This is a genomic window from Pseudomonas hunanensis (genome assembly GCF_013393325.1).
GTDB classification, from domain to species: domain Bacteria; phylum Pseudomonadota; class Gammaproteobacteria; order Pseudomonadales; family Pseudomonadaceae; genus Aquipseudomonas; species Aquipseudomonas putida_P.
Genome location: NZ_QJRC01000100.1, coordinates 19,281 through 38,706, shown reverse-complemented (window position 1 = coordinate 38,706; position 19,426 = coordinate 19,281). Strand labels below are relative to the sequence as shown.

General features: G+C 62.9%; 17 protein-coding genes. 5 read left to right on the top strand and 12 right to left on the bottom strand.

The window, feature by feature from the left end; translation table 11 throughout:
- Positions 1 to 55: 55 nt before the first annotated feature.
- On the top strand, positions 56 to 1,363 hold the full coding sequence (locus DM807_RS24720) for an NtaA/DmoA family FMN-dependent monooxygenase (RefSeq protein ID WP_179028083.1): 1,308 nt from the start codon (positions 56 to 58) through the stop codon (positions 1,361 to 1,363).
- 57 nt (positions 1,364 to 1,420) lie between these two features.
- Here the strand turns inward: DM807_RS24720 and DM807_RS24715 are convergent, their stop codons facing one another.
- Both DM807_RS24715 and sfnG read right to left on the bottom strand, forming a co-directional pair.
- Positions 1,421 to 2,002 carry a hypothetical protein gene (locus tag DM807_RS24715; protein WP_041166440.1) on the bottom strand — a complete coding sequence of 194 codons (582 nt, stop codon included), beginning with the start codon at positions 2,000 to 2,002 and terminating at the stop codon, positions 1,421 to 1,423.
- A gap of 93 nt (positions 2,003 to 2,095) precedes the next feature.
- On the bottom strand, positions 2,096 to 3,190 hold the full coding sequence (gene sfnG / locus DM807_RS24710) for a dimethylsulfone monooxygenase SfnG (protein ID WP_179028082.1): 1,095 nt from the start codon (positions 3,188 to 3,190) through the stop codon (positions 2,096 to 2,098).
- 294 nt (positions 3,191 to 3,484) lie between these two features.
- Here sfnG and DM807_RS24705 point away from each other — a divergent pair, with 294 nt between their 5' ends.
- On the top strand, positions 3,485 to 5,410 hold the full coding sequence (locus DM807_RS24705; RefSeq protein WP_060515360.1) for an AMP-binding protein: 1,926 nt from the start codon (positions 3,485 to 3,487) through the stop codon (positions 5,408 to 5,410).
- A 69-nt stretch (positions 5,411 to 5,479) separates the two neighbouring features.
- Here DM807_RS24705 and DM807_RS24700 read toward each other — a convergent pair whose 3' ends face one another.
- Genes DM807_RS24700 through fabG form a run of 3 tightly spaced genes read right to left on the bottom strand, consistent with a single transcriptional unit; the run spans position 5,480 to position 9,167 of the window.
- Positions 5,480 to 6,790, bottom strand: a complete 1,311-nt coding sequence (locus DM807_RS24700) for an aspartate aminotransferase family protein (RefSeq protein WP_060492986.1) — start codon at positions 6,788 to 6,790, stop codon at positions 5,480 to 5,482.
- Positions 6,791 to 6,801: 11 nt separating this feature from the next.
- The gene (locus tag DM807_RS24695) at positions 6,802 to 8,352 is read right to left on the bottom strand and encodes an APC family permease (protein WP_060492987.1); all 1,551 of its coding nucleotides are present in this window, start codon (positions 8,350 to 8,352) and stop codon (positions 6,802 to 6,804) included.
- 41 nt (positions 8,353 to 8,393) lie between these two features.
- Positions 8,394 to 9,167, bottom strand: a complete 774-nt coding sequence (fabG, locus tag DM807_RS24690) for a 3-oxoacyl-ACP reductase FabG (protein WP_179028081.1) — start codon at positions 9,165 to 9,167, stop codon at positions 8,394 to 8,396.
- A gap of 229 nt (positions 9,168 to 9,396) precedes the next feature.
- On the opposite strand from fabG, the gene DM807_RS24685 reads away from it, so the two are divergent.
- The 3 genes from DM807_RS24685 to DM807_RS24675 all read left to right on the top strand — a co-directional run bounded on the left by DM807_RS24685 (position 9,397) and on the right by DM807_RS24675 (position 12,343).
- Complete coding sequence (locus tag DM807_RS24685; protein WP_060492989.1) at positions 9,397 to 10,407, top strand: phosphotransferase enzyme family protein; 1,011 nt, start codon at positions 9,397 to 9,399, stop codon at positions 10,405 to 10,407.
- Between the two features lie 195 nt (positions 10,408 to 10,602).
- Positions 10,603 to 11,682 (top strand): AraC-like transcriptional regulator QhpR, encoded by a 1,080-nt coding sequence (gene qhpR, locus DM807_RS24680; RefSeq protein WP_012271454.1) that lies wholly within the window; start codon positions 10,603 to 10,605, stop codon positions 11,680 to 11,682.
- Between the two features lie 100 nt (positions 11,683 to 11,782).
- A complete protein-coding gene (locus DM807_RS24675) occupies positions 11,783 to 12,343 on the top strand; it encodes a nucleotidyltransferase family protein (RefSeq protein WP_179028080.1) in 561 nt (186 codons plus the stop codon).
- A gap of 3 nt (positions 12,344 to 12,346) precedes the next feature.
- Here the strand turns inward: DM807_RS24675 and DM807_RS24670 are convergent, their stop codons facing one another.
- The 7 genes from DM807_RS24670 to DM807_RS24640 form a co-directional block, all read right to left on the bottom strand.
- Complete coding sequence (locus DM807_RS24670) at positions 12,347 to 13,558, bottom strand: MFS transporter (RefSeq protein ID WP_179028079.1); 1,212 nt, start codon at positions 13,556 to 13,558, stop codon at positions 12,347 to 12,349.
- A 167-nt stretch (positions 13,559 to 13,725) separates the two neighbouring features.
- On the bottom strand, positions 13,726 to 14,241 hold the full coding sequence (locus tag DM807_RS24665) for a ProQ/FinO family protein (RefSeq protein ID WP_179028078.1): 516 nt from the start codon (positions 14,239 to 14,241) through the stop codon (positions 13,726 to 13,728).
- A gap of 111 nt (positions 14,242 to 14,352) precedes the next feature.
- Positions 14,353 to 14,907 carry a helix-turn-helix domain-containing protein gene (locus tag DM807_RS24660; RefSeq protein ID WP_012271450.1) on the bottom strand — a complete coding sequence of 185 codons (555 nt, stop codon included), beginning with the start codon at positions 14,905 to 14,907 and terminating at the stop codon, positions 14,353 to 14,355.
- A gap of 180 nt (positions 14,908 to 15,087) precedes the next feature.
- Positions 15,088 to 16,446, bottom strand: a complete 1,359-nt coding sequence (locus DM807_RS24655; protein ID WP_012271449.1) for an aspartate aminotransferase family protein — start codon at positions 16,444 to 16,446, stop codon at positions 15,088 to 15,090.
- 68 nt (positions 16,447 to 16,514) lie between these two features.
- Positions 16,515 to 17,288 (bottom strand): gamma-glutamyl-gamma-aminobutyrate hydrolase family protein, encoded by a 774-nt coding sequence (locus DM807_RS24650; RefSeq protein ID WP_179028077.1) that lies wholly within the window; start codon positions 17,286 to 17,288, stop codon positions 16,515 to 16,517.
- A 72-nt stretch (positions 17,289 to 17,360) separates the two neighbouring features.
- On the bottom strand, positions 17,361 to 18,707 hold the full coding sequence (locus tag DM807_RS24645; protein ID WP_060493927.1) for a glutamine synthetase family protein: 1,347 nt from the start codon (positions 18,705 to 18,707) through the stop codon (positions 17,361 to 17,363).
- A gap of 27 nt (positions 18,708 to 18,734) precedes the next feature.
- Complete coding sequence (locus DM807_RS24640) at positions 18,735 to 19,289, bottom strand: helix-turn-helix domain-containing protein (protein WP_012271446.1); 555 nt, start codon at positions 19,287 to 19,289, stop codon at positions 18,735 to 18,737.
- Positions 19,290 to 19,426 lie beyond the last annotated feature (137 nt).

Here is a 19,426-nt window from a genome sequence, read left to right as displayed (position 1 = left end):
TCAACCGGGCCGCTTCGCGGCCCCAACCCGCAACAGCCAGCAACCGGAGACCCTGATGAAATTGAAAAAAGGCCTGCACATCGGCATGTCGCTCGCCCCCACCTGGCTCAGCGGCGAGGGCTGGCGGCGCGTCGACAGCCGCGTCGAAACCCTGTTCGGCAGCGATTTCGCCATGGACATCGCGCGCCGCTCGGAAGCCGCGCACCTGGACTTCGTGTTCCGCCCTGATGTCAGTTGCGTAGTCGCCGATGCCCTGGCAAGTGGCTCGGGCTTTACCAGCCTCGACCCCACCGTGCTACTGGCCGCGCTTACCCGCGAGACCCACCATATTGGCCTGGTGTCCACGGTCTCGACCACTTTCTTCCCGCCCTACCTGGTCGCGCGTCAGCTACAGTCGCTGAACTGGCTGAGCCAGGGCCGGGTTGGCTGGAACATCGTCACAGCCTTGCAGGGCCACGAAAACTTCGGCCTGGCGGCCATGCCCTGCGCAGAACAACGCTACGCCCGCGCCGCCGAGTTCACCGAAGTGGTCCAGCGGCTATGGCGCAGCTTCCCGCAGCAGGCCCTGCGCATCGACCGCGAGAACGGGATGTATGCCGACCCGGCGCAGGTCCTGCCGATCAACCACCAAGGTGACTTCCTGCAGGTGCAGGGCCCACTGAACTTGCCCGAACAGGGGGCGCGCATTCCACTGATCCAGGCGGGTGCATCCGACAGCGGCCGCGACTTTGCCGCCCGCGTCGCGGACATCGTGTTTGCCCCTACCCCCGACCAGGCCGCCGCCGCCGACCTGCGCCGCGATCTGTCGCGCCGTGCGCAAAAGCATGGTCGCCAGGCCGATGACATTCGCCTGCTGCCAGGCCTGAGTCTGTACCTGGCGCCCACCCGTCAGCAGGCCCGCGAGCTGTTCATGGACACCCACGCCCAGGTGGACAAGCCGCGCAAGTTTGCTGCTATCGAGAAGATGATCGGCATCGACCTGACCAACTGGCCGAGCGACCGGCGCATTCAAGCGGCCGACCTGCCGCCGCTACAGTTGCTGCCCGGTGCCAGCCGCACCCATGTAAGCCTGCTGCGCCGGCTGATCGAGCGCGAGTCGCTATTGCCAGAAGAACTGCTGATGCGCCCGGAAGTGCTGTCGGCGGCGCACTGGCAGGTGATCGGCACGGTCGATGATGCCGTGGCCGAGATTGCCGACTGGGCTGAGGCAGGGGTAATGGATGGCTTTATCGCCGCGCCAGGAGGCTCGTTTGGCTCGGTGTACAGTTTTCTGGATGAGGTGGTGCCGCGACTGGTGGAGCGTGGGTTGTTCCGTGAGCGCTATCAGGGGGCTACGTTCGCCGAGCACCTGCAGCGGTATTGACGGTCAACGAGGGCTGCTACGCAGCCCATCGCGACACAAAGCAATGCCCACAAAAGTTCAAGGCGTGCCCTTCCCCTCCACCGCCTTGGCCGTTTCAATCAGCTTGTCGAACTTGCGATTGAGCTGGGCAAAGGTCTCATCGCTCTTGGCCCGCGCCTTGATGTTGTTCGCCGAGCTGGCCTTGTCGGCGATGGTCACCACTGTCCAGCCCCAGTCTTTGGACACCCAGTAAACCAACTCACCGTCTGCGGAAAACGCTTCTAGCCGGCCACCGGAACGCGGCACCCGCTTGGCGTCCTTGGTCATCGGCAGCAACTGCTGGACCCGCGCCTCGTCGGTGGTGTCCAACTGCACCTGCACCTGGCGAAGCTGGTCGGCCTCGTTGAAGGACGCCTTCACTTTCGAGACGGGTATACCGCCGAGGTTGTAATTTCCCTTCGGGCCGGCCCCCTGAAAAAACTCGGTAGGCACCTGATAGTGATAGCCGGTGAATTGCTCTACCTCACCGAACTGCTGCTGCAGAATGGCGAGGACCTGGGGCTTGGGCATGCCCAGGGTGAACTGGCCGACTTCAAGCGCCGACCAGGCTTGCAGGGGGAAAATCGCGCAGGCGAACAGCAGCGGTAAGGTCCGTTTCATGGGGTTGTCTTCCTTGAAGTGAGCCGGCAAACCTAACCCCTGCACGACAATCCGACAATACTGGCAGGGTGCCAAGGCCGCCCTGCCCCGGCTTCAGGCCACCGCTTTTTCCGCGCCGTGCGTGGCTTCCAGCTCGCGCACCAATGGCAGCACGTGCTCACCGAAATACGCCACTTCTTCCTGAAAATGCAGGAACCCGGAAAGGATCAGGTCGACGCCCACCGCCTTCAGAGCAACGATTCGCTCGGCAATCTGCCGAGGCGTGCCGATCAGGTTGGTCTTGAAACCATCGTTGTACTGCACCAGGTCCTCGAAGCTGGACTTGGCCCAGTTACCCTCGCCCTCCGGGCTGGCCGACCCCGCATGCTTCACTTCCTGACCGAACGCCCGCACCGCTTCGGGGTTGGCCTTGTCGATGATTTCCTGCAGCACTGCGCGCGCCTGTTCCTCGGTGTCGCGGGCGATGATGAAGGCATTGACCCCGATCTTTACCGAGTGGCCGTTGGCCGCCGCCTTGGCGCGGATATCGTCGACCTGGGCCTTGATCCCCTCGACGCTGTTGCCGTTGGTGAAGTACCAGTCCGACACGCGCGCCGCCATGTCCCGCGCAGCACGCGAGCTACCACCCTGGAAAATCTCCGGGTGTGGCTGCTGCAGCGGCTTGGGTTTGAGGTTGTAGTTGCGAAAGCGATAGAAGTCGCCGTTGAAGGTGAAGTTGTCGTGGGTCCAGATGCCCTTCAGCGCGCGGATGAACTCTTCGGAACGGCGATAGCGCTCGTCGTGGTCCAGCCAAGGCTCACCGATGGCATGGAACTCGCCCTTGAACCAGCCCGAGACCACGTTGATGGCGATACGGCCATGGGTGAAGTGGTCGATGCTGGCCAGCTGCTTGGCCGCCAGCGCCGGGTTCCAGGGGCCTGGAAGGATGGCGGCGATAACCTTGAGTTTTTCTGTGGCAGCCAGCAGCGCGTGGCTGATGGTGACCGACTCATGCTGGTTGTCGGCGCCGTAACCGGCTGTGAAACGGATTTGCGACAGGGCGTAGTCGAAGCCGGCCTTTTCAGCAATTTGCGCAAGCTTGCGGTTGTAGTCGATGTCCCAGCTGGTGCGCTGCTCGATGGTGCTGACCACCAGGCCACCGCTGACGTTGGGGACCCAGTAGGCGAACTTGATTGGGGCGTGGCTCATGGGGAGGCTCCTTGAGAGTCCTTGGGGTTCGAGGAGACAGGAGCAGCAACCGTGCCAATCGACAAACCCAAAAATATCAACAAGTTGCACGAAGTTCGCCTGCTGTCCGAGTGCATGGCAGACAGCAGACTGTAAAACCACTGTTGCCCCTGCAACAGCACGCCAGAAGGCGCCAGCCAAGCGCTCGGCGGTCAAGTAATTGTGCCCGATGGTCAAGCGACTCTCCGCGCTGACTGGGAGGATTACAGCAGGCCGCAAGGCCGGCAAAACAATAACAGCAACCAGGAGAACCCCATGACTAGCTACCTGCAGGCCTATGCCCGCGCTGCCGACGACCCCGAAGGTTTCTGGCGCGAACAGGCCGCCGCACTGGACTGGCATCGCTTTCCGCAACAGATCTTCACTGCCCAGGCTGATGGCAGCGGCCGCTGGTTCGCCGATGGCCAACTGAACACCTGCCACTTGGCCGTGGACCGCCACGTCGCGGATGGCGCAGGCGAGCGCTGCGCCATCCTTTACGACTCACCCGCCACAGGCGTGCAGGAGCGCATCAGCTACCAGCAGCTGCAAGCGCGCGTGGCCCGGTGCGCCGGTATGCTGCGCGCCCTTGGGGTGGGGCGTGGTGACCGAGTGATCATCTACATGCCGATGATCCCCCAGGCGCTCGTCGGCATGCTGGCCTGTGCGCGGTTGGGTGCCGTGCATTCGGTGGTGTTTGGCGGTTTCTCCGCCGCCGAGCTGGCGGTGCGAATCCGCGATGCCCAGCCCAAGGTGCTGCTCAGCGCCAGCTGCGGCATCGAGTACGACCGGGTGGTGCCCTACAAGCCGCTGCTCGACCAGGCCCTGCAACTGGCCAACGGGCATAGCCCGCACCTGGTGATCGAGCAACGCGAACAGGCCCTGGCCCCGTTGCACGGCCCCCGCGAGCACGACTGGCAACAACTGCAGGCCCAAGCCGAAGCCGTACCTGCGGTGCCAGTGAATGCCACTGACCCGCTGTACATCCTCTATACCTCGGGCACCACGGGTAAACCCAAAGGAGTAGTGCGTGACCACGGCGGGCATGCCGTGGCGCTCAACTTCAGCATGCAGGCCCTGTACGACGCACACCCCGGCGAGGTGTTCTGGGCCGCCTCGGACATCGGCTGGGTCGTGGGCCATTCGTACATCGTCTATGCCCCGCTGATCCGTGGCTGCACCACCTTGCTGTACGAGGGCAAGCCGGTGCGCACGCCCGACGCCGGGGCGTTCTGGCGGGTGATCGCCGAACACCAGGTGAATGTGTTCTTCACTGCCCCCACTGCCTTCCGCGCCATCAAGCGCGAAGACCCGCAGGTACAGCTGGCCGCCGGTCGCGACTTGTCCTGCCTGAAGGCCGTGTACGTGGCCGGCGAGCGCCTGGACCCGCCAACCAGCCAATGGCTGCAGGGGTTTCTGCCCTGCCCGGTTGTCGACCACTGGTGGCAGACCGAGACCGGCTGGGCGATTGCCGGCAACCCGCGCGGGCTGGATGACTTGCCGATGAAGACCGGCTCGGCCAGCGTACCGATGCCGGGCTACCGGCTGGACATTCTGGACGACGAAGGCCAGCCTGTCCCCTGCAACCAGCCGGGCAACATCGCCCTGCGCCTGCCATTGCCGCCCGGCACCCTGACCACCCTGTGGGGCGACCCGCAGCGCTTTGCCGACAGCTACCTGAGCAGCTTCCCCGGCTACTATTGCAGCGGCGACGGCGGCTACTTGGACGAAGACGGCTACCTGTTCGTCATGGGCCGGGTGGACGATGTGATCAACGTGGCCGGGCACCGGCTGTCCAGCGGTAGCCTGGAAGAAGCCCTGGGCGAGCACCCGGCCGTTGCCGAGTGCGCGGTGGTGGCACTGGCCGAGGAGCTCAAGGGCGAGGTGCCGGTGGGGTTCGTGGTGCTCAAGCACGGCCAGCAGCCCGACCCGGCGCTGCTGGAACGCGAACTGGTCGCCAGGGTGCGCGATGCGGTCGGCGCTGTCGCTTCGCTACGGCGGGTGTTCATCCTCAAGCGCCTGCCCAAGACCCGCTCTGGCAAGATTCTGCGCAAGACCCTGCGCAGCCTGGCCGCCAACCCCGAAGTGGCCATGCCTGCGACCATCGAAGACCCGGCCGTGCTGGATGAAGTGCGCGCGGTGTTCGAACAGGCAGGTTGCTATGACGCCGCCCAGGGACGCAAGGCTGCCACCGGGCACTGACCAGGCTGAAAAAACAAACCCCGCCAAGGCAAACCTTGGCGGGGCGCGCGTACAACCGGGGTCACACCGTCACAGCTGGTGCAGCACACGCTGCAAGGCGCTGAGGAACTGCTCGACGTTCTGCGCCGAGAAGCACAACTGCGGGCGGATCTTCAGGGCATTGTTGTCGGCCCCCGACACGCCGATCAGCATGCCTTCTTCCCGTAGCAGGTTGACGATACGCCGCGCCGTGGCGCCATCGGCAGCGCCCGACGGCGCTACCACATCCACCCCAATGAACAACCCCGCGCCACGTACCTGGCCAAGGCAGGCATGCTCGCGTGCAAGGCCCTCCAGGCCCTCCTTCAGTTGGCCCCCCACCTGCCGGGCATTCTCCTGCAGGCCTTCGTCCTCGATCACTTGCAGCACTGCCAGGCCCACGGCCGCAGACACCGGGTTGCCGCCAAACGTGTTGAAGTAACTGGCGTTGCGGCCGAAGCGCTCCAGGATTTCAGGGCGCACCGTCAAACCTGCCAGCGGGTGACCATTGCCCATCGGTTTGCCCATGGTCACCAGGTCGGGCACCAGGCCATGGCGCTGGAAGCCCCACATGTGCGTGCCGGTGCGGCCAAAACCTGGCTGCACCTCGTCGGCGATGAACAGGCCACCCGCAGCGCGCACCGCCTCCACCGCTTCGACAAGAAAGCCGGCAGGGTCGGCGAACACGCCATCGCTGGTGAACAACGTGTCGACCAACAACGCAGCCGGGCGGATGCCATGACGCTGCATGTCGGCCAGCGCAGCACGCACCTGGGCGGCGAACTGCTGGCCAACCTGGTGCGGGGCGTGCGGCAGGTGCAACGGGGCGTCGACCACGCGGATATCACGGCCCAGCGGCACGTAGTCGCCCACCGACGGCGACAGCTCGGCGATGGCCGCCGTCATACCGTGGTAGGCATAGCGGGTAACGATCACGCCTGTGCCCCCGGTGTAGTCCCGGGCAATGCGCAGGGCCAGGTCATTGGCCTCACTGCCGGTGCAGGTGAACATCACGTTGCCCAACTGCGCCGGCATGGTCGCCAGCAGCTTCTCGGCATAATCGAGTACGCCTTCATGCAGGTAGCGGGTATGGGTATTGAGCGCAGCCGCCTGCCCGGCCAGGGCTTCGACCACACGAGGGTGGCTATGGCCCACCGAGGCGACGTTGTTGTACAGGTCGAGGTAGGCCCGCCCTGCCGTGTCGTACAGCCACGTACCCGCGCCGCGCACCAGGTGCAGCGGGTTGTCGTAGAACAGCTGGTAGGCCGGCCCCAGCAGGCGTTGGCGGCGCTCGATCAGGCGGCGCTCGGCGGCATCCAGGGCAGCAGCCTGCTCGGGCTGGAAGGCATTTACTTTCAACATGGTCGGTCTCCTCAGGTGTCCTGGCGGGCGTCGTCCATGACGATGCTGCCGATGATGTGGTACTTGCGGCGGTCGAAGTAACGGAAGTACAAGGCGATCGAGCCACCCAACGCGAAGCTGGCGGCGACGATCCACGGGATCAGCCGGAACAACAGCGATTCGGCCGCGCTGCCAGCGGCGAAGCTGAGGTTGGCGAACAGCAGGTAAACCACGTACAGCATGCCGATGCCGCCCAGCAGGGGCGCGAGGAAGGTCTTGAACCAATGGGCCTGGGCACGGCGTTGGGTGCCGACATGGAAGTAGCAGATCACGGCGAAGGCGCACAGCGCCTGGACGATCAGAATGCCCATGGTGCCGAGGATTGCCAGCAAGGCATACAAGTCGGCATACGGGTCTTTACCGGTGAGCAGGAACGCCAGCACGATCAGCGTGGCGATCACGCTTTGCACGGTCGAGGCTACATGCGGCGAGCCATGGCGGGCATGAGTACGGCCAACGGTGCGGCCTAGGAACACGAACAGGTTCTCCCGGCCCAGGGCATAGAGGTAGCGCGCGGCACAGTTATGGAAGGCCATGCCGCAGGCAAACGAGCCGGTCACCACCAACAGCTTGAACAGGCTCACGGCCCACTCGCCCAGGTACAGGCGGGTCGGCCCGTAGAACACCTCGGCGGCACTGGCCGGGTCCTGCGCCAGGCGAATGGCTTCGGCAGGGCCGGAACCGGCGATGGCCATCCACGAGACGAACACATAGAACACGCCGATGCCGATCACCGCGAGCAGCGTCGCCAAGGGGATGATCTTTTTCGGGTTGCGCGATTCCTCGCCGTACATGGCCGAGGACTCGAAACCCACCCAGGACCAGAAGGCGAAGAACAGGCCGATGCCAGCGTTCGCACCTATCACCCCCTCGGCTGGCCGGAAGGCGTTGAGCGGGTTGATCGACTCCACCGCCATGCCCTGCGGCCCACCGCCGTGGAACAGCACGGCAAAGGCCATCAGCCCCAGCATCAGGATCTCCAGCACCAGGCACAGCCCCAGCACCTTGGCAGTGAGGGAGATGTCGAAGTAGCTGAGCACGCCGTTGGCCAATAGCATGGCCAGGGCAAACACGATCCATGGCACATGCAGGCCGACGACACTGGCCAGCAGGTCTTCACAGAAGAAGGCGAAAATGCCCACCAACGCCGCTTCGAAAACGATGTAGGTCAGCGTTACGGCAAGCCCCGAGGCCATGCCCACCACCCGGCCCAAGCCATGGGAAATGAAGCCGTAGAACGCCCCTGTGGCGGTGATGTACTTGGCCATCTGTGCATAGCCAATGGCGAACAGCGCCAGGATGATCGTGGCCACCAGGTAGCCCGCCGGCGCGTACTGACCATTGCCGCTGCCGATGGCGATCGGCACGTTGCCAAGCATGGCGGTGATCGGCGCCGCAGTGGCAACCGTCATGAACAGCACACCCATCAAGCCCACTGCATTCTTGCGCAGGCGCTGCACCTCATGGGGCTGTGCCTGGCTGTCAAGCCGGCGCTCCAGTTCACCGCTGTAGGTCTCGCTCATCAGGATCCACTCCGTGCTTTTATGGTTTTGGTGGAAAAGGGTCAGGCCAGTGCTTGCAGGGACTCGGGCAGGATCTGCCCACCATCGATGATCAGGCTTTGCCCAGTGATGTAGCCGGCCTCTCTGGAAGCAAAGAACAACGCGGCATTGGCAATGTCCTCGACCTGGCCGAGGCGCTTGAGCGGAATGGACGCGGCCATGCTGGCCTGGTAGTCCTCACCCATGCCCTGCAAGCCTTCGGTAACGATGTTGCCTGGCAGCACGGCATTGATGGTGATGCCATCGCGGGCCAGCTCGATCGCTGCGGTACGCATGAAACCCAGCTGCGCTGCCTTGCTCGCGCCGTAGTGCGCCCAGCCTGGAAAGCCGGTGACTGGCCCGGTGATGGACGAGGTCAGGATCACCCGGCCGTACTCGGCCCTGCGCAAATACGGCAGCGCCGCCTGCACGCAGAGGAAGGTGCCTTTGGCATTGGTGCCGAGCACCTTGTCCCAGTCGGTATCGCTCATCTCGGCCAGTGCGGCAGAGGGGAAGACCCCGGCATTGGCGCACAGTACATCGAGCCCGCCCTGGGCCTGCGCCACCTCTTCGATCATCCGCAGCACCTGCGCGCGGTCACCCACATCGGCCACCAGGCCGATGACGGCCAGGCCTTGATCACGCAAGCGGCTGGCGACAGCCTCAACCTTGTCCCGGTGCCGGCCACTGATCGCCACCTTGGCGCCCTGGCGGGCGAAGCCGACGGCGATGCCCAGGCCGATACCGCTGGTACCGCCGGTGACCAATACGCTTTTGCCTTGTAGTGAAGTCAGCATGCTCTAGCCCTCGATCCGCTGTTTACGCCAGTGATGGGGGCCGATGGTGGGCCGGCCGGCAGGTGGCGACTTGACCGCAGGGCACAAGTTGAGGGCTGCAGGATCAAATTCTCGAAGCGGCCCAGGCGGCTTGTGGCGTGTGGTCAAGATTTCGCGGTTTGCGGTCAAGCCAGTGGCGCGGGGCTCGACTCATGCTGGCAGCCAGACCCCTGCCAACGGAGCGTGCCTGATGACCAACGATCACCCATCTCACACCAGCCCTGCCGTGCTTGAACGTTTCGCCCAGCACGCGCTGGCTGGCTATGCCGATACCTACCAGGGCCAGATCGAGTTGCTGGTGCACTCCGAGAACGCCACGTATCGGGTACGGGGCTTGCGGCAACGGTATGTGATGCGTGTGCACCGCGCCGGCTATCACCAACACGCCGACATCGCCAGTGAACTGGCCTGGCTGGCCGCGCTGGAGCAGGCCGGCCTGGAGGTACCAGTGCCCATCGCCGGGGTGGACGGCGAAGCGATTCAAAGGGTCGAGCTGCCCGGCCTTGGCCATCGTTACGTGGTGCTGTTTCATTGGATAGAGGGCGGCGAGCCCGACCAGCAACAGTTGAATGCTTCGTTCCGCCGGCTTGGCGCCATCAATGCCCACCTGCATCGCCACGCCCGCAGTTGGCAACGCCCCGACAATTTTCAACGGCTGACCTGGAACCACCAAAGCATGCTGGGTGAGCACGGCCACTGGGGCAGCTGGCGCGAAGCGCCCTACCTGGATGCCCGGGGCAGCGCCTTGATCAGCGAAGCGGTACAGGTGATCGGCGCGCGCCTGGCCGGCTATGGCGAAGACCCATCACGCTTTGGCCTTATCCACGCTGACCTACGCCTGACCAACCTGCTGGTGCAAGGTGATCGCACCCGCATCATCGACTTCGACGACTGCGGCATGGGCTGGTACCTGCACGACCTGGCAGCGGCCCTGAGCTTCTTCGAACACCACCCCGACCTGCCGCAGTGGATCGACAACTGGCTGGCGGGTTACAGCAGCGTGGCCAGCCTGGATGCCAGCGACATCGCCATGCTGCCGACGCTGATCATGCAGCGGCGTCTGCAACTGCTGGCCTGGACCGGCACCCACCGCGGCACGCCACAAGTGGAGTGCCTGGGCCCGCAATGGGTCGAGCAGACCGTGGGCCTGTGCCAGCGTTACTTGCAGGAGCGGCCGGTGGGCGCACTCGCACGGGCATGATCGAAACAGTTTTGTAACCAAAGGCTACGCACCGTGCTGGTGCGCAGCCTGCGCCATGAGGGGCCCCGGCAGCGCCGCAATGAGTTGCCCTTGAGCGGTCGACAGGCTGGCGTACGGCCGTTGGCCCGGCGTGGAATGAAAATTGCTCCTTCATTTACCCAGCAACAGCCGGTAAACGACCGAGGAGGAAGCTTCGTGCACGTTATCCATACAGGCTCGCGCCAACCAGCGAGTGCCCCGCCTGGCAACTCGATAGGCATTCTGGCCTCGGCGGCGACCGGCCTGGTCGGCTTCATCGGCCAGCAAGGTGGCGATGCCGAACGCATCCTGGGGCGCGCCGGCATCGACAGCGAGCGCCTGGAGCACCCTACCCTCACCCTGGACCTGAACCAGTACTGCCAGGTATTCGAGGAGGCGGCTCGGCAAACCGGCAATGACAACTTCGGCCTGCGCTTCGGCCAGCAGTTCAAGCCCGACGCGCTCGGGCTGCTCGGCTACGTGGGCATGTGCTCTGCCACCTTGGGCGATGCCCTGCGCAACGTGGTCAACACCTTCCCGGTGCACCAGCAGAGCAGCCTGTTGCGGCTGGAGGAAATGGGCGAGTTCTACCGCCTGGACTACCAGGTGCAATACGGCGCCATCCTGCGCAAGCGGCAGGACGCCGAACTGTCGCTGGGCATGTTCTTCAACCTGATGCGCCATGCGCTGGGGCAAAACTGGGCACCCGAAAAGGTGTTGTTCGAGCACCCGCAACCCGAGGCCTGGCATGAGCACTGCAAAGTGTTCGACGCCCCGGTGCTGTTTGGTCAGCAGCGCAATGCGCTGGTGTTTCGCCGCAGCGTGCTCGACCGGCCAATGCCCGGCCGCGACCCACGCTTGCTGGCCATCGTCATCGAAAGCATGCACCTGCTCCGCGGCCAGGCCGGCACGCTCAACCGCCCAGGCATTGTCGATGATGTGAAAACCCAGGTTCGCGCCCTGTTGGGCGACGGCTACCCGAGCCTGGAGCAGGTAGCCGAGCAATTGCGCCTGCCCAGCTGGACCGTGCAACGCCGCCTGCAGGAGCAGGGGCTGAGTTTTTCGACCCTGGTCGACACCGTGCGCCAGGAGTTGGCGACCTATTACCTGCAGCAGTCGGCGCTGCCGATTTCCGAGTTGGCATTGCTGCTGGGGTACTCGGAAATCAGCGCGTTCTCGCGGGCGTTTCGCCGCTGGTTCGATGTCAGCCCCAAACAATGGCGCCAGGCGCACAAGGGGCAGAGGGTGGATGCCTAGCACTGGAGCTGCTGCTTGCGTGCATCGCATGCTTCGCGGATGTGCCCACTATCACAGGGTAAACTCGCTCCTTGGCAAGCAGCCTTCAAGGACGACACCCATGTATTCACTGACTGATGAACAGGTTCTGGCGACCATCCAGGAAAACCCGATAAACCGGGCACTGCTGGCCATCTTGCCAACGCTGGATATGCCTCACTGCATGCTAACGGCCGGCGCGCTGTTCCAGACCTTCTGGAACCAACGCGCCGGGCGGCCTGTCGCGTGGGGCATCAAGGACTACGACATCGCCTATTTCGACACCGACTTGTCCTGGGAAGCAGAAGACCGGGTTATCACCAAGGTTCAGCAGGCGTGTGCGCACCTGGGCGTCAACGTCGAAGTGCGCAATCAGGCCCGCGTTCACCTGTGGTACCAAGCGAAATTCGGCGGCGCCTACTCGGCATTGCACAAGGTTACCGATGGCATTGACCGCTACCTGATCCGCTCGACCTGCCTGGGCGTCGATGTGCTCACGGGCTCGTTGTACAGCACCCATGGCCTGGAAGACTTGCAGAACAACCTTTTGAGGATGAACGAACTGAATCCACGCCCCGACTTGTTCAAGGCAAAAGCTGCCAGCTACCGGGAGCGCTGGCCATGGCTTGAGTTGATCGAGTGAGGTCTACGCCATGGCGTTGTGCAAGTTGCCCTTGCGCCACACCAGCCGTCCGAGCGTAATCGACCAATTGAGCACGGATACCCCCAGCAGGATCAACAGCATCATCGACAAACCTTTGTCGATGATGATTTTGCCGGCAAGGAACGGGAACCCGAATACACCAACAAAATAAGAAAGGCTGAACAGCAGCAGAGACTGCGTGGTTGTGCCCTCTGGTGCCTCGTTCGCCGCGAGGCCGTTGATCACCGAATAGGTCAGGCCATAGCCAACGCCCAGAATGACCGCTGCCAGGATGTACCCAAGGTTCCCGGCAACAACGTATTTGAACATCAATAACGCCACTACGATCAGCCCGGACAGCAGACACGACATCCGATAGGGATCGCGCCTTACCACCACCCCCGCTACAAACATGCGCCCGGCAATGGCAGCACTCATGAAACCTATGAAGAAAACCGAGTAGTCGAGGGCTTTTTCATGGGCATAGCTGGTTTGAAAACTTGAAAGCCCGCCAAAGATCGCACCGCCCAGGCCTACCATCAGGATCGGGAATACAGCCCTTGAGCCCAGGACTTTTTGCGTTGCCTGCCAGGACAGTCTGGACACTGACGCGCTAAAGCGATTGGGTAATTGGACGAACGCATTGGCCATGCGCCAGAACAGCACTACGCCGATCAGGCTAGCCAGTGCTGCAACAAAAAAGGTGGCAGTGACCGGCAAACCCATTTGGCTAGCCAGGCGCCCGACCAAGGGCGCCGAGCCAATGCCGCTCATCATACTGCCCGAGAGCAATGCAAAATAGCGCGAGCGCTGTGCCGGGGGAACGATCGTTGCCACGATGATCGGGCCCAGGGTATAGAAAACGCCCCAGCCTATGCCCAGCAGCAAGCCGAACATCATCATCAGGTTTGTATGGCTGGCACTCATGGCAAACCCCACGTTCGCAGCCACCAGTGCCAGACCGCAATAAGCAATCGAGAGTGCAGCGCCGAGGCGATCTGACAAGTGCCCGGAAACCAGCACGGCAGCAAACGTACTCAACATGGCGGCTGAGATCACATGGCCCGCATCCTGCTCGTTGCCACCTTGGGTAGCCACCAGCAATGCAAGCAGGAAGGTCGAGCCATAAGACAACGACAGCAAGTAACTGGCAAAACAGAACACGCTGAACAGGGGCTTTGACACGCCCCTATTGCGTTCACCCTCGAAAACCATGAGAAACCCTGAGTGATTGGACCGAACACGCAGTGTGCGTGGCGGGCCGGAACAGGGTAAATCCAGGATTTTTGATCTGAAGGTAAGTTGCCACACACCTAACGCAGGCGGCAGCCCCCGCAAGGGGCTGCCCTCCAGCGTGGCGACAGGGCAACGCGCGGCTTAATTCAGTCGGTAGTCTGCACTGCTGCGGTGTCGGCGGCGGAGGCCTGCGACTGCGACTGCGCTTTGGACTTCGCCCGGTTGCGGCGGTCCTGGCTACGTTGCCGCGAGGCTTGCTGCTTCGCATGCAGTGCCTGGGCGGCGGTCACAACGCCAGCTGCCTGCCCGTTCAGGTCCAGACGCGGTGCATCTTCCACCATGCTTGCCCAGTATCGAGCACCCCGGCACCACGTAGAAATGCCCAGTTTCAGCTGCTCACGGGTTAACCCAAGCAGCTCCAAGTGTTGCTCGGCATCCTTGAAAATGCCCTCCTTGAGCGGCACCTTGGGGGCAGGATTGACCGGGAAAGCCAAGGGAAAATGCTTCTGCAGAGGCCAAATCGCTGCCACCGCCGGGTCCTGGTCACGCGGCTTCGCCTGCGCGGGCGACTTGCGCTTGGGCGGTTTCGGGCTATCGGCCTTGGTCTGCCCTTTTTCCGCCCGCAGGCGGTCACGTAGCTCAGCTAGTTGTTCAAAACCCATCGTTCATTCACTGCTTCGAAGTTGTTTGCGTGGCATAAGGATACCCCATGCAGCCAGCATATTGCTTGCAGGCCAACTTTCCCGGCCAGCCGGATGCGACGCACAAGCCCCTCAGCTGAACACCCAAAGCACGCGCGTGGGCTTGTCGGTGAGGTTGGCGTAACGAAAACTGGCATGGGGTTGCAACTGAAAACTGTCACTGGCGCGCAGCGTGACCGGCTCACCGCCGTCCAGCCAGACGGTCAGTTCGCCTTCGAGCACGAAGCAGCCTTGCTCCGAGCTGTCGTCCAGGTACTCTTCGCCACTGCTGGCCCCCGGCTGCAAATGGCTATCGAGCATGGAGAACGCCCCCGTTATCGTGGGGGATGCCAGCACATCGGTGATGCCGCCGGCCAGATGCAGCGTGCGGCGCTCGTGAGGGCGGGTGACCCAGTCGAGCTCGCGGGGTTTGTCCAGCTTGTAGAAGTAGGCGGTCGAGACACCGAGCTCTTCGCTGATGGCAGTGAGGTCGGCCACGGTCGGGCGCGATACGCCGCGTTCGACCTGGGACAGAAAGCCTACCGAACGGCCGATGCGCTGGGCCAGCTCGCCCAATGTCAGGCCTTTGAATTTGCGCAGGTCGCGAATCAGTACTGCCAGGCCTTCGATTTCTTCGTGCACTTTCATAGTTGAATCGCGACTTTCGGATGGGTGATGAATGCCCTGAAAAGTACATGATTCATCTCACAAAGCAAAATGCTTCAGGGTTCGCTGGCTGTCAGCCAAGCCAGCGCCCACAGTTGCAATGCATGTCTCAACCCTGTGGGAGCTGGCTTGCCGGCGATGGGCTGCGAAGCAGCCCCTTTCTTACCGAACAGCTTCGTACGTCAGGTCCAGGCACTTGCGAGCCTTCTGCACCAGCTCGTCGATCTCTTCGACACTGATCACCAGCGGTGGCGCGATGATCATGGTGTCGCCCACGGCGCGCATGATCAGGCCGTTGTCGAAGCAGTGTTGGCGGCAGATCATGCCGACACCTTTGCCTTCATAACGGGCGCGGGTGGCCTTGTCCTTCACCAGCTCGATCGCACCGAGCATGCCCAAGCCGCGGACTTCGCCTACCAGCGGGTGGTCGGCCAGTTCGCGCAGGCGTTGCTGCAGATAAGGTGCGGTTTTATCGTGCACCTGCTGGATGATCTGCTCGTCGCGCAGAATGCGCAGGTTCTCCAGGCCCACCGCAGCCGCTACCGGGTGGCCGGAATAGGTGAAGCCGTGGTTGAAGTCGCCGCCTTCGCTGATGACCTTGGCCACTTCGTCACGCACGATCACTCCGCCCATGGGGATGTAACCGGAAGTCAGGCCCTTGGCGATGGTCATCAGGTCGGGCTTGAGGTCGTAGTAGTCAGTACCGAACCACTCACCGGTACGGCCGAAACCGCAAATGACTTCGTCGGCGACGAAGAGGATGTCGTACCTGGCCAGGATTTCCTTGACTTTCGGCCAGTAGGTCTGCGGCGGGATGATCACACCGCCGGCGCCCTGGATCGGCTCGGCGATGAAGGCGGCAACGTTGTCCACGCCAACTTCGAGGATCTTCTTCTCCAACTGCTCGGCCGCCCACACGCCGAAGTCGGCCTCGGTCATGTCGCCGCCTTCACCGAACCAGTAGGGCTGCGGGATGTGCACGATATCCGGGATCACCCCGCCCTGCTGGTGCATACCGCTCATGCCGCCCAGGGCCGCGCCCGCCACGGTAGAGCCGTGGTAACCGTTGATGCGGCCGATGATGACGTTCTTGTTTTTCTTGCCCTTCAACGCCCAGTAATGGCGAACCATGCGCAGTACGGTGTCGTTGCCTTCGGAGCCGGAGCCTGTGAAGAACACGTGGTTCATGCCTTGCGGCGCCACATCGGCGATTGCCTTGGCCAGCTCCAGCGCAGGCGGGTGGGCAGTCTGGAAGAACAGGTTGTAGTAAGGCAGCTGCTTCATCTGCTGGCTGGCGACCTCGGCCAGCTCGTCGCGACCATAGCCGACCGCCACGCACCACAGGCCCGCCATGCCATCGAGAATCTTGTTACCTTCACTGTCCCAGAGGTACACGCCCTTGGCCGAGGTGATAATGCGCGGGCCTTTCTCGGCCAGTTGTTTGACATCGCTGAACGGGGCCAGGTGGTGGTCGCGGCTCAGCGCTTGCCAGGCCTGGGTCTGCGAATTCTGTTCACTCATTGACTTCACTCCATCAAGTTGCGCAGCGGTGCTGCGCGGGTATTTTCGTAGGTGGGCAAGGTGGCTGTTCAGGCGGACAGCAACAGCCTCTGGCGCAGCACCGAGCGCTGCCGGCAGGCCTTGCCGAATGACTGGAAGATGGCCAGGTACTGCGGGTTGTCCATGACCTGGAACTCCGGGTGCCATTGCACGGCCAGGGCAAACCCCTTGCTGTTCTCGACCGAAATCGCTTCCACCAGGCCATCAGGTGCCAATGCTTCCACCCGTAGCCCCGGGGCCAGTACATCAATGCCCTGGCCGTGGATGGAATTGACGTCGAAGATCGCCGGCAAGCCCATGCGGTCGAGCAGGCCACCGGGCTCCACATGCATGGTGTGACGCGGGCCATACTGCTTTTCGATGGGCTCGCCCTTGCCTTCGCGGTGATCCATGAACACCCCAGCCTCGTGGACCTTCTGGTACAGGGTGCCGCCCAACGCCACGTTCATTTCCTGAAAGCCACGGCAAATACCGAGTACCGGCACACCGGCGGCGATGGCCGCACGCATCAGCGGCAACGTGGTGGCATCACGCAAAGGGTCATGATGGGTGCCTGCCGAACTGGCCGGGCCGTTGTAGTGAAACGGTTCGATGTTGGACGGCGAACCGGTGAAGATCAGCCCATCCACCACGTCGAGAATATCGGCGCTGTCCATCAAGTCACCGAGGCTGGGGATCACGATGGGCAGCCCACACGCCGCTTTGGCGGCCGCGCGTGCGTACTTCTCGGCGATGGTCTGGGTGGCATGCTGCTCAATCATGCTGGTGCATGCGGTAATGCCAATAACGGGCACACGTGGCATATCTTCCTCCGGCAAATCGGTATTGCGCGTGGTATTCAAACGTTGAAAAAGCGTCTGTTCGGACCGCAGCAGTCAAAGGAACCAGCGGTATTCGCGGGCATCGATGTGGCGCATGAAGTCCAGTTGCTCCTGGTATTTGTTTTCGCAATAGACCATCACGAACTCACTGCCCAGGCCTTCATTGACCACCGGGTGGTGACGCATGGCGGCCAGGGCGCTGAGGGCATCCTTGGGGAAGTCGATGCCGCTCTGGCGGTTGTCGTTCAACGGCGCAATGGGTTCCACGCCACGGTCCAGGCCATGCTCCATCCCGGTCAGGATGGCCGCCAGTACCAGATACGGGTTGGCATCGGCGCCCGCGAGGCGGTGCTCGATACGCAGGTTGCGCGGGTCGGACTCGGGGATGCGAATGCACGCATCACGGTCTTCGAAACCCCAGCTGGCCTTGCTCGCCGCGTTGACCATCGCGCCATAACGGCGGTAGGCATTGTGGTTGGGGGCAAAGATCGGCATGCAGTGCGGCAGCAGCTCCAGGCAGCCTGCCACCGCATGACGCAGCTTGCGCTGCTCGGCACCGGCCAGGATGTTGTTGCCGGCGTCGTCGTACAGGCTGACATGCACATGCATGCCGCTGCCTGGCGCGTCCAGGTACGGCTTGCTCATGAAGCTGGCGCGGTAGCCGTGCTTCATCGCGATACCCCGGGTACTGCGGCAGAACAGCGCCGACCAGTCCGCCGCGCTCAGGGCATCGTCGCTGTGGGAGAAGTTGATTTCGAACTGGCCGGGGCCTAGCTCTGCGGTGATCACGTTCGCCGGCACGCCCTGCTCGTTGGCGCCATCGACCATCTCGTGCAGCACCGACGAGAAGCGCGACAGCCGCTCGATGTGCATGTTCGGTTGGTCGTCTTCGTCCCCGGTCGCCGTGTCGCGCGGGTACTGCGGCAGGCCGTTATCGAGCTTGCGGTCGAACAGGTAGAACTCCAGTTCGAACGCCACCACCGGGCGGATACCACGCTTGGCCAGGCGCTGAAGCACGCGAGCCAGCACCTCTCGGGGTTCGAACTCGATCGGCTTGGCAGTGCCGTCGGAGGTGATGAGCATCTGGGCGATCACTTCCTTTTCCCAGCGCACCGGCTTGAGGGTGCCCGGCACCAGGCGCCGCGCGGCATCCGGGTCGCCGTCGGCGAAGCAGTAGTCACCAATCGGGTAGAGCCCACCCTGGGTGCCCAGCAGCACGCAGTTCTGCGGCAGCTTCAAAGGCGCACCGGCTGCGACTTTCTCCAGCATGTCGATGGGGTAGCGCTTGCCATAGAAATGCCCGGGGATATCCAGTGCAATCAGGTCGACATAGCGTATTGCCGGGTGTTCTGCTCGGAACGAGCGCACTTCAGCCAGCAGATCCGGAAAGATGACACTCATCTTCTTATCCTTGTGAGGTGAACGAATTCAATTGAAGACCCAGAGCACACGGGTGGTCTTTTCCGTCAGGTTGGCGTAACGGAATTGCGCGTGGGGTTGCAGCTGGAAGCAGTCGTTGGCGTGCAGGGTCACGGCGTCACCCTGGTCCAGCCATACCGTGAGCTCGCCTTCGAGCACGAAACAGCCCTGCTCGGAACGATCGCTCAGGTAGTCCTCGCCACTGGTGGCGCCGGGCTCGAGATGGCTGTCGAGCATGGCGAACGCGCCGGCGATGGTCGGCGAGGCCAGCACGTCGGTAATGCCCGACTCCAGGTACAGCGTGCGCCGCTCATGGGGGCGCGTGACCCAGCCGATGCTGCGGGGCTTGCTCAGGTTGTAGAAGTACGCGGTGGATACGCCGAGCGCTTCGCTGATAGCGGTGAGGTCCGCCACGGTCGGGCGTGAAACACCGCGTTCGACCTGGGAGAGAAAACCGACAGAGCGGTTGATGCGCTCGGCCAGTTCACCCAAGGTCAGGTTCTTGAATTTGCGCAGGTCGTGAATAAGGATCGCGAGGGCTTCAACCTCTTCGTGCATCTTCATCGTTTCGGACTGCCGTGAAATTTTTATGTTTATTTTTCATGAAAAATTACACTAAAAATTTCACGAGTCAAGCTGCACGATGAAAAACCGCTGCCGCGAAAAGAGCGCTTGAGGTTCAGGCGCTTGAATTGAAGGCG

Coding starts and splice junctions, on each gene's coding strand:
- DM807_RS24695 (WP_060492987.1), bottom strand. CDS start 8,352: ATGAGCGAGACCTACAGCGGTGAACTGGAGCGCCGGCTTGACAGCCAG.
- DM807_RS24715 (WP_041166440.1), bottom strand. CDS start 2,002: ATGAAACGGACCTTACCGCTGCTGTTCGCCTGCGCGATTTTCCCCCTG.
- DM807_RS24685 (WP_060492989.1), top strand. CDS start 9,397: ATGACCAACGATCACCCATCTCACACCAGCCCTGCCGTGCTTGAACGT.
- DM807_RS24660 (WP_012271450.1), bottom strand. CDS start 14,907: ATGAAAGTGCACGAAGAAATCGAAGGCCTGGCAGTACTGATTCGCGAC.
- DM807_RS24720 (WP_179028083.1), top strand. CDS start 56: ATGAAATTGAAAAAAGGCCTGCACATCGGCATGTCGCTCGCCCCCACC.
- DM807_RS24655 (WP_012271449.1), bottom strand. CDS start 16,446: ATGAGTGAACAGAATTCGCAGACCCAGGCCTGGCAAGCGCTGAGCCGC.
- DM807_RS24675 (WP_179028080.1), top strand. CDS start 11,783: ATGTATTCACTGACTGATGAACAGGTTCTGGCGACCATCCAGGAAAAC.
- DM807_RS24640 (WP_012271446.1), bottom strand. CDS start 19,289: ATGAAGATGCACGAAGAGGTTGAAGCCCTCGCGATCCTTATTCACGAC.
- DM807_RS24665 (WP_179028078.1), bottom strand. CDS start 14,241: ATGGGTTTTGAACAACTAGCTGAGCTACGTGACCGCCTGCGGGCGGAA.
- DM807_RS24670 (WP_179028079.1), bottom strand. CDS start 13,558: ATGGTTTTCGAGGGTGAACGCAATAGGGGCGTGTCAAAGCCCCTGTTC.
- DM807_RS24700 (WP_060492986.1), bottom strand. CDS start 6,790: ATGTTGAAAGTAAATGCCTTCCAGCCCGAGCAGGCTGCTGCCCTGGAT.
- sfnG (WP_179028082.1), bottom strand. CDS start 3,190: ATGAGCCACGCCCCAATCAAGTTCGCCTACTGGGTCCCCAACGTCAGC.
- DM807_RS24645 (WP_060493927.1), bottom strand. CDS start 18,707: ATGAGTGTCATCTTTCCGGATCTGCTGGCTGAAGTGCGCTCGTTCCGA.
- DM807_RS24705 (WP_060515360.1), top strand. CDS start 3,485: ATGACTAGCTACCTGCAGGCCTATGCCCGCGCTGCCGACGACCCCGAA.
- DM807_RS24650 (WP_179028077.1), bottom strand. CDS start 17,288: ATGCCACGTGTGCCCGTTATTGGCATTACCGCATGCACCAGCATGATT.
- fabG (WP_179028081.1), bottom strand. CDS start 9,167: ATGCTGACTTCACTACAAGGCAAAAGCGTATTGGTCACCGGCGGTACC.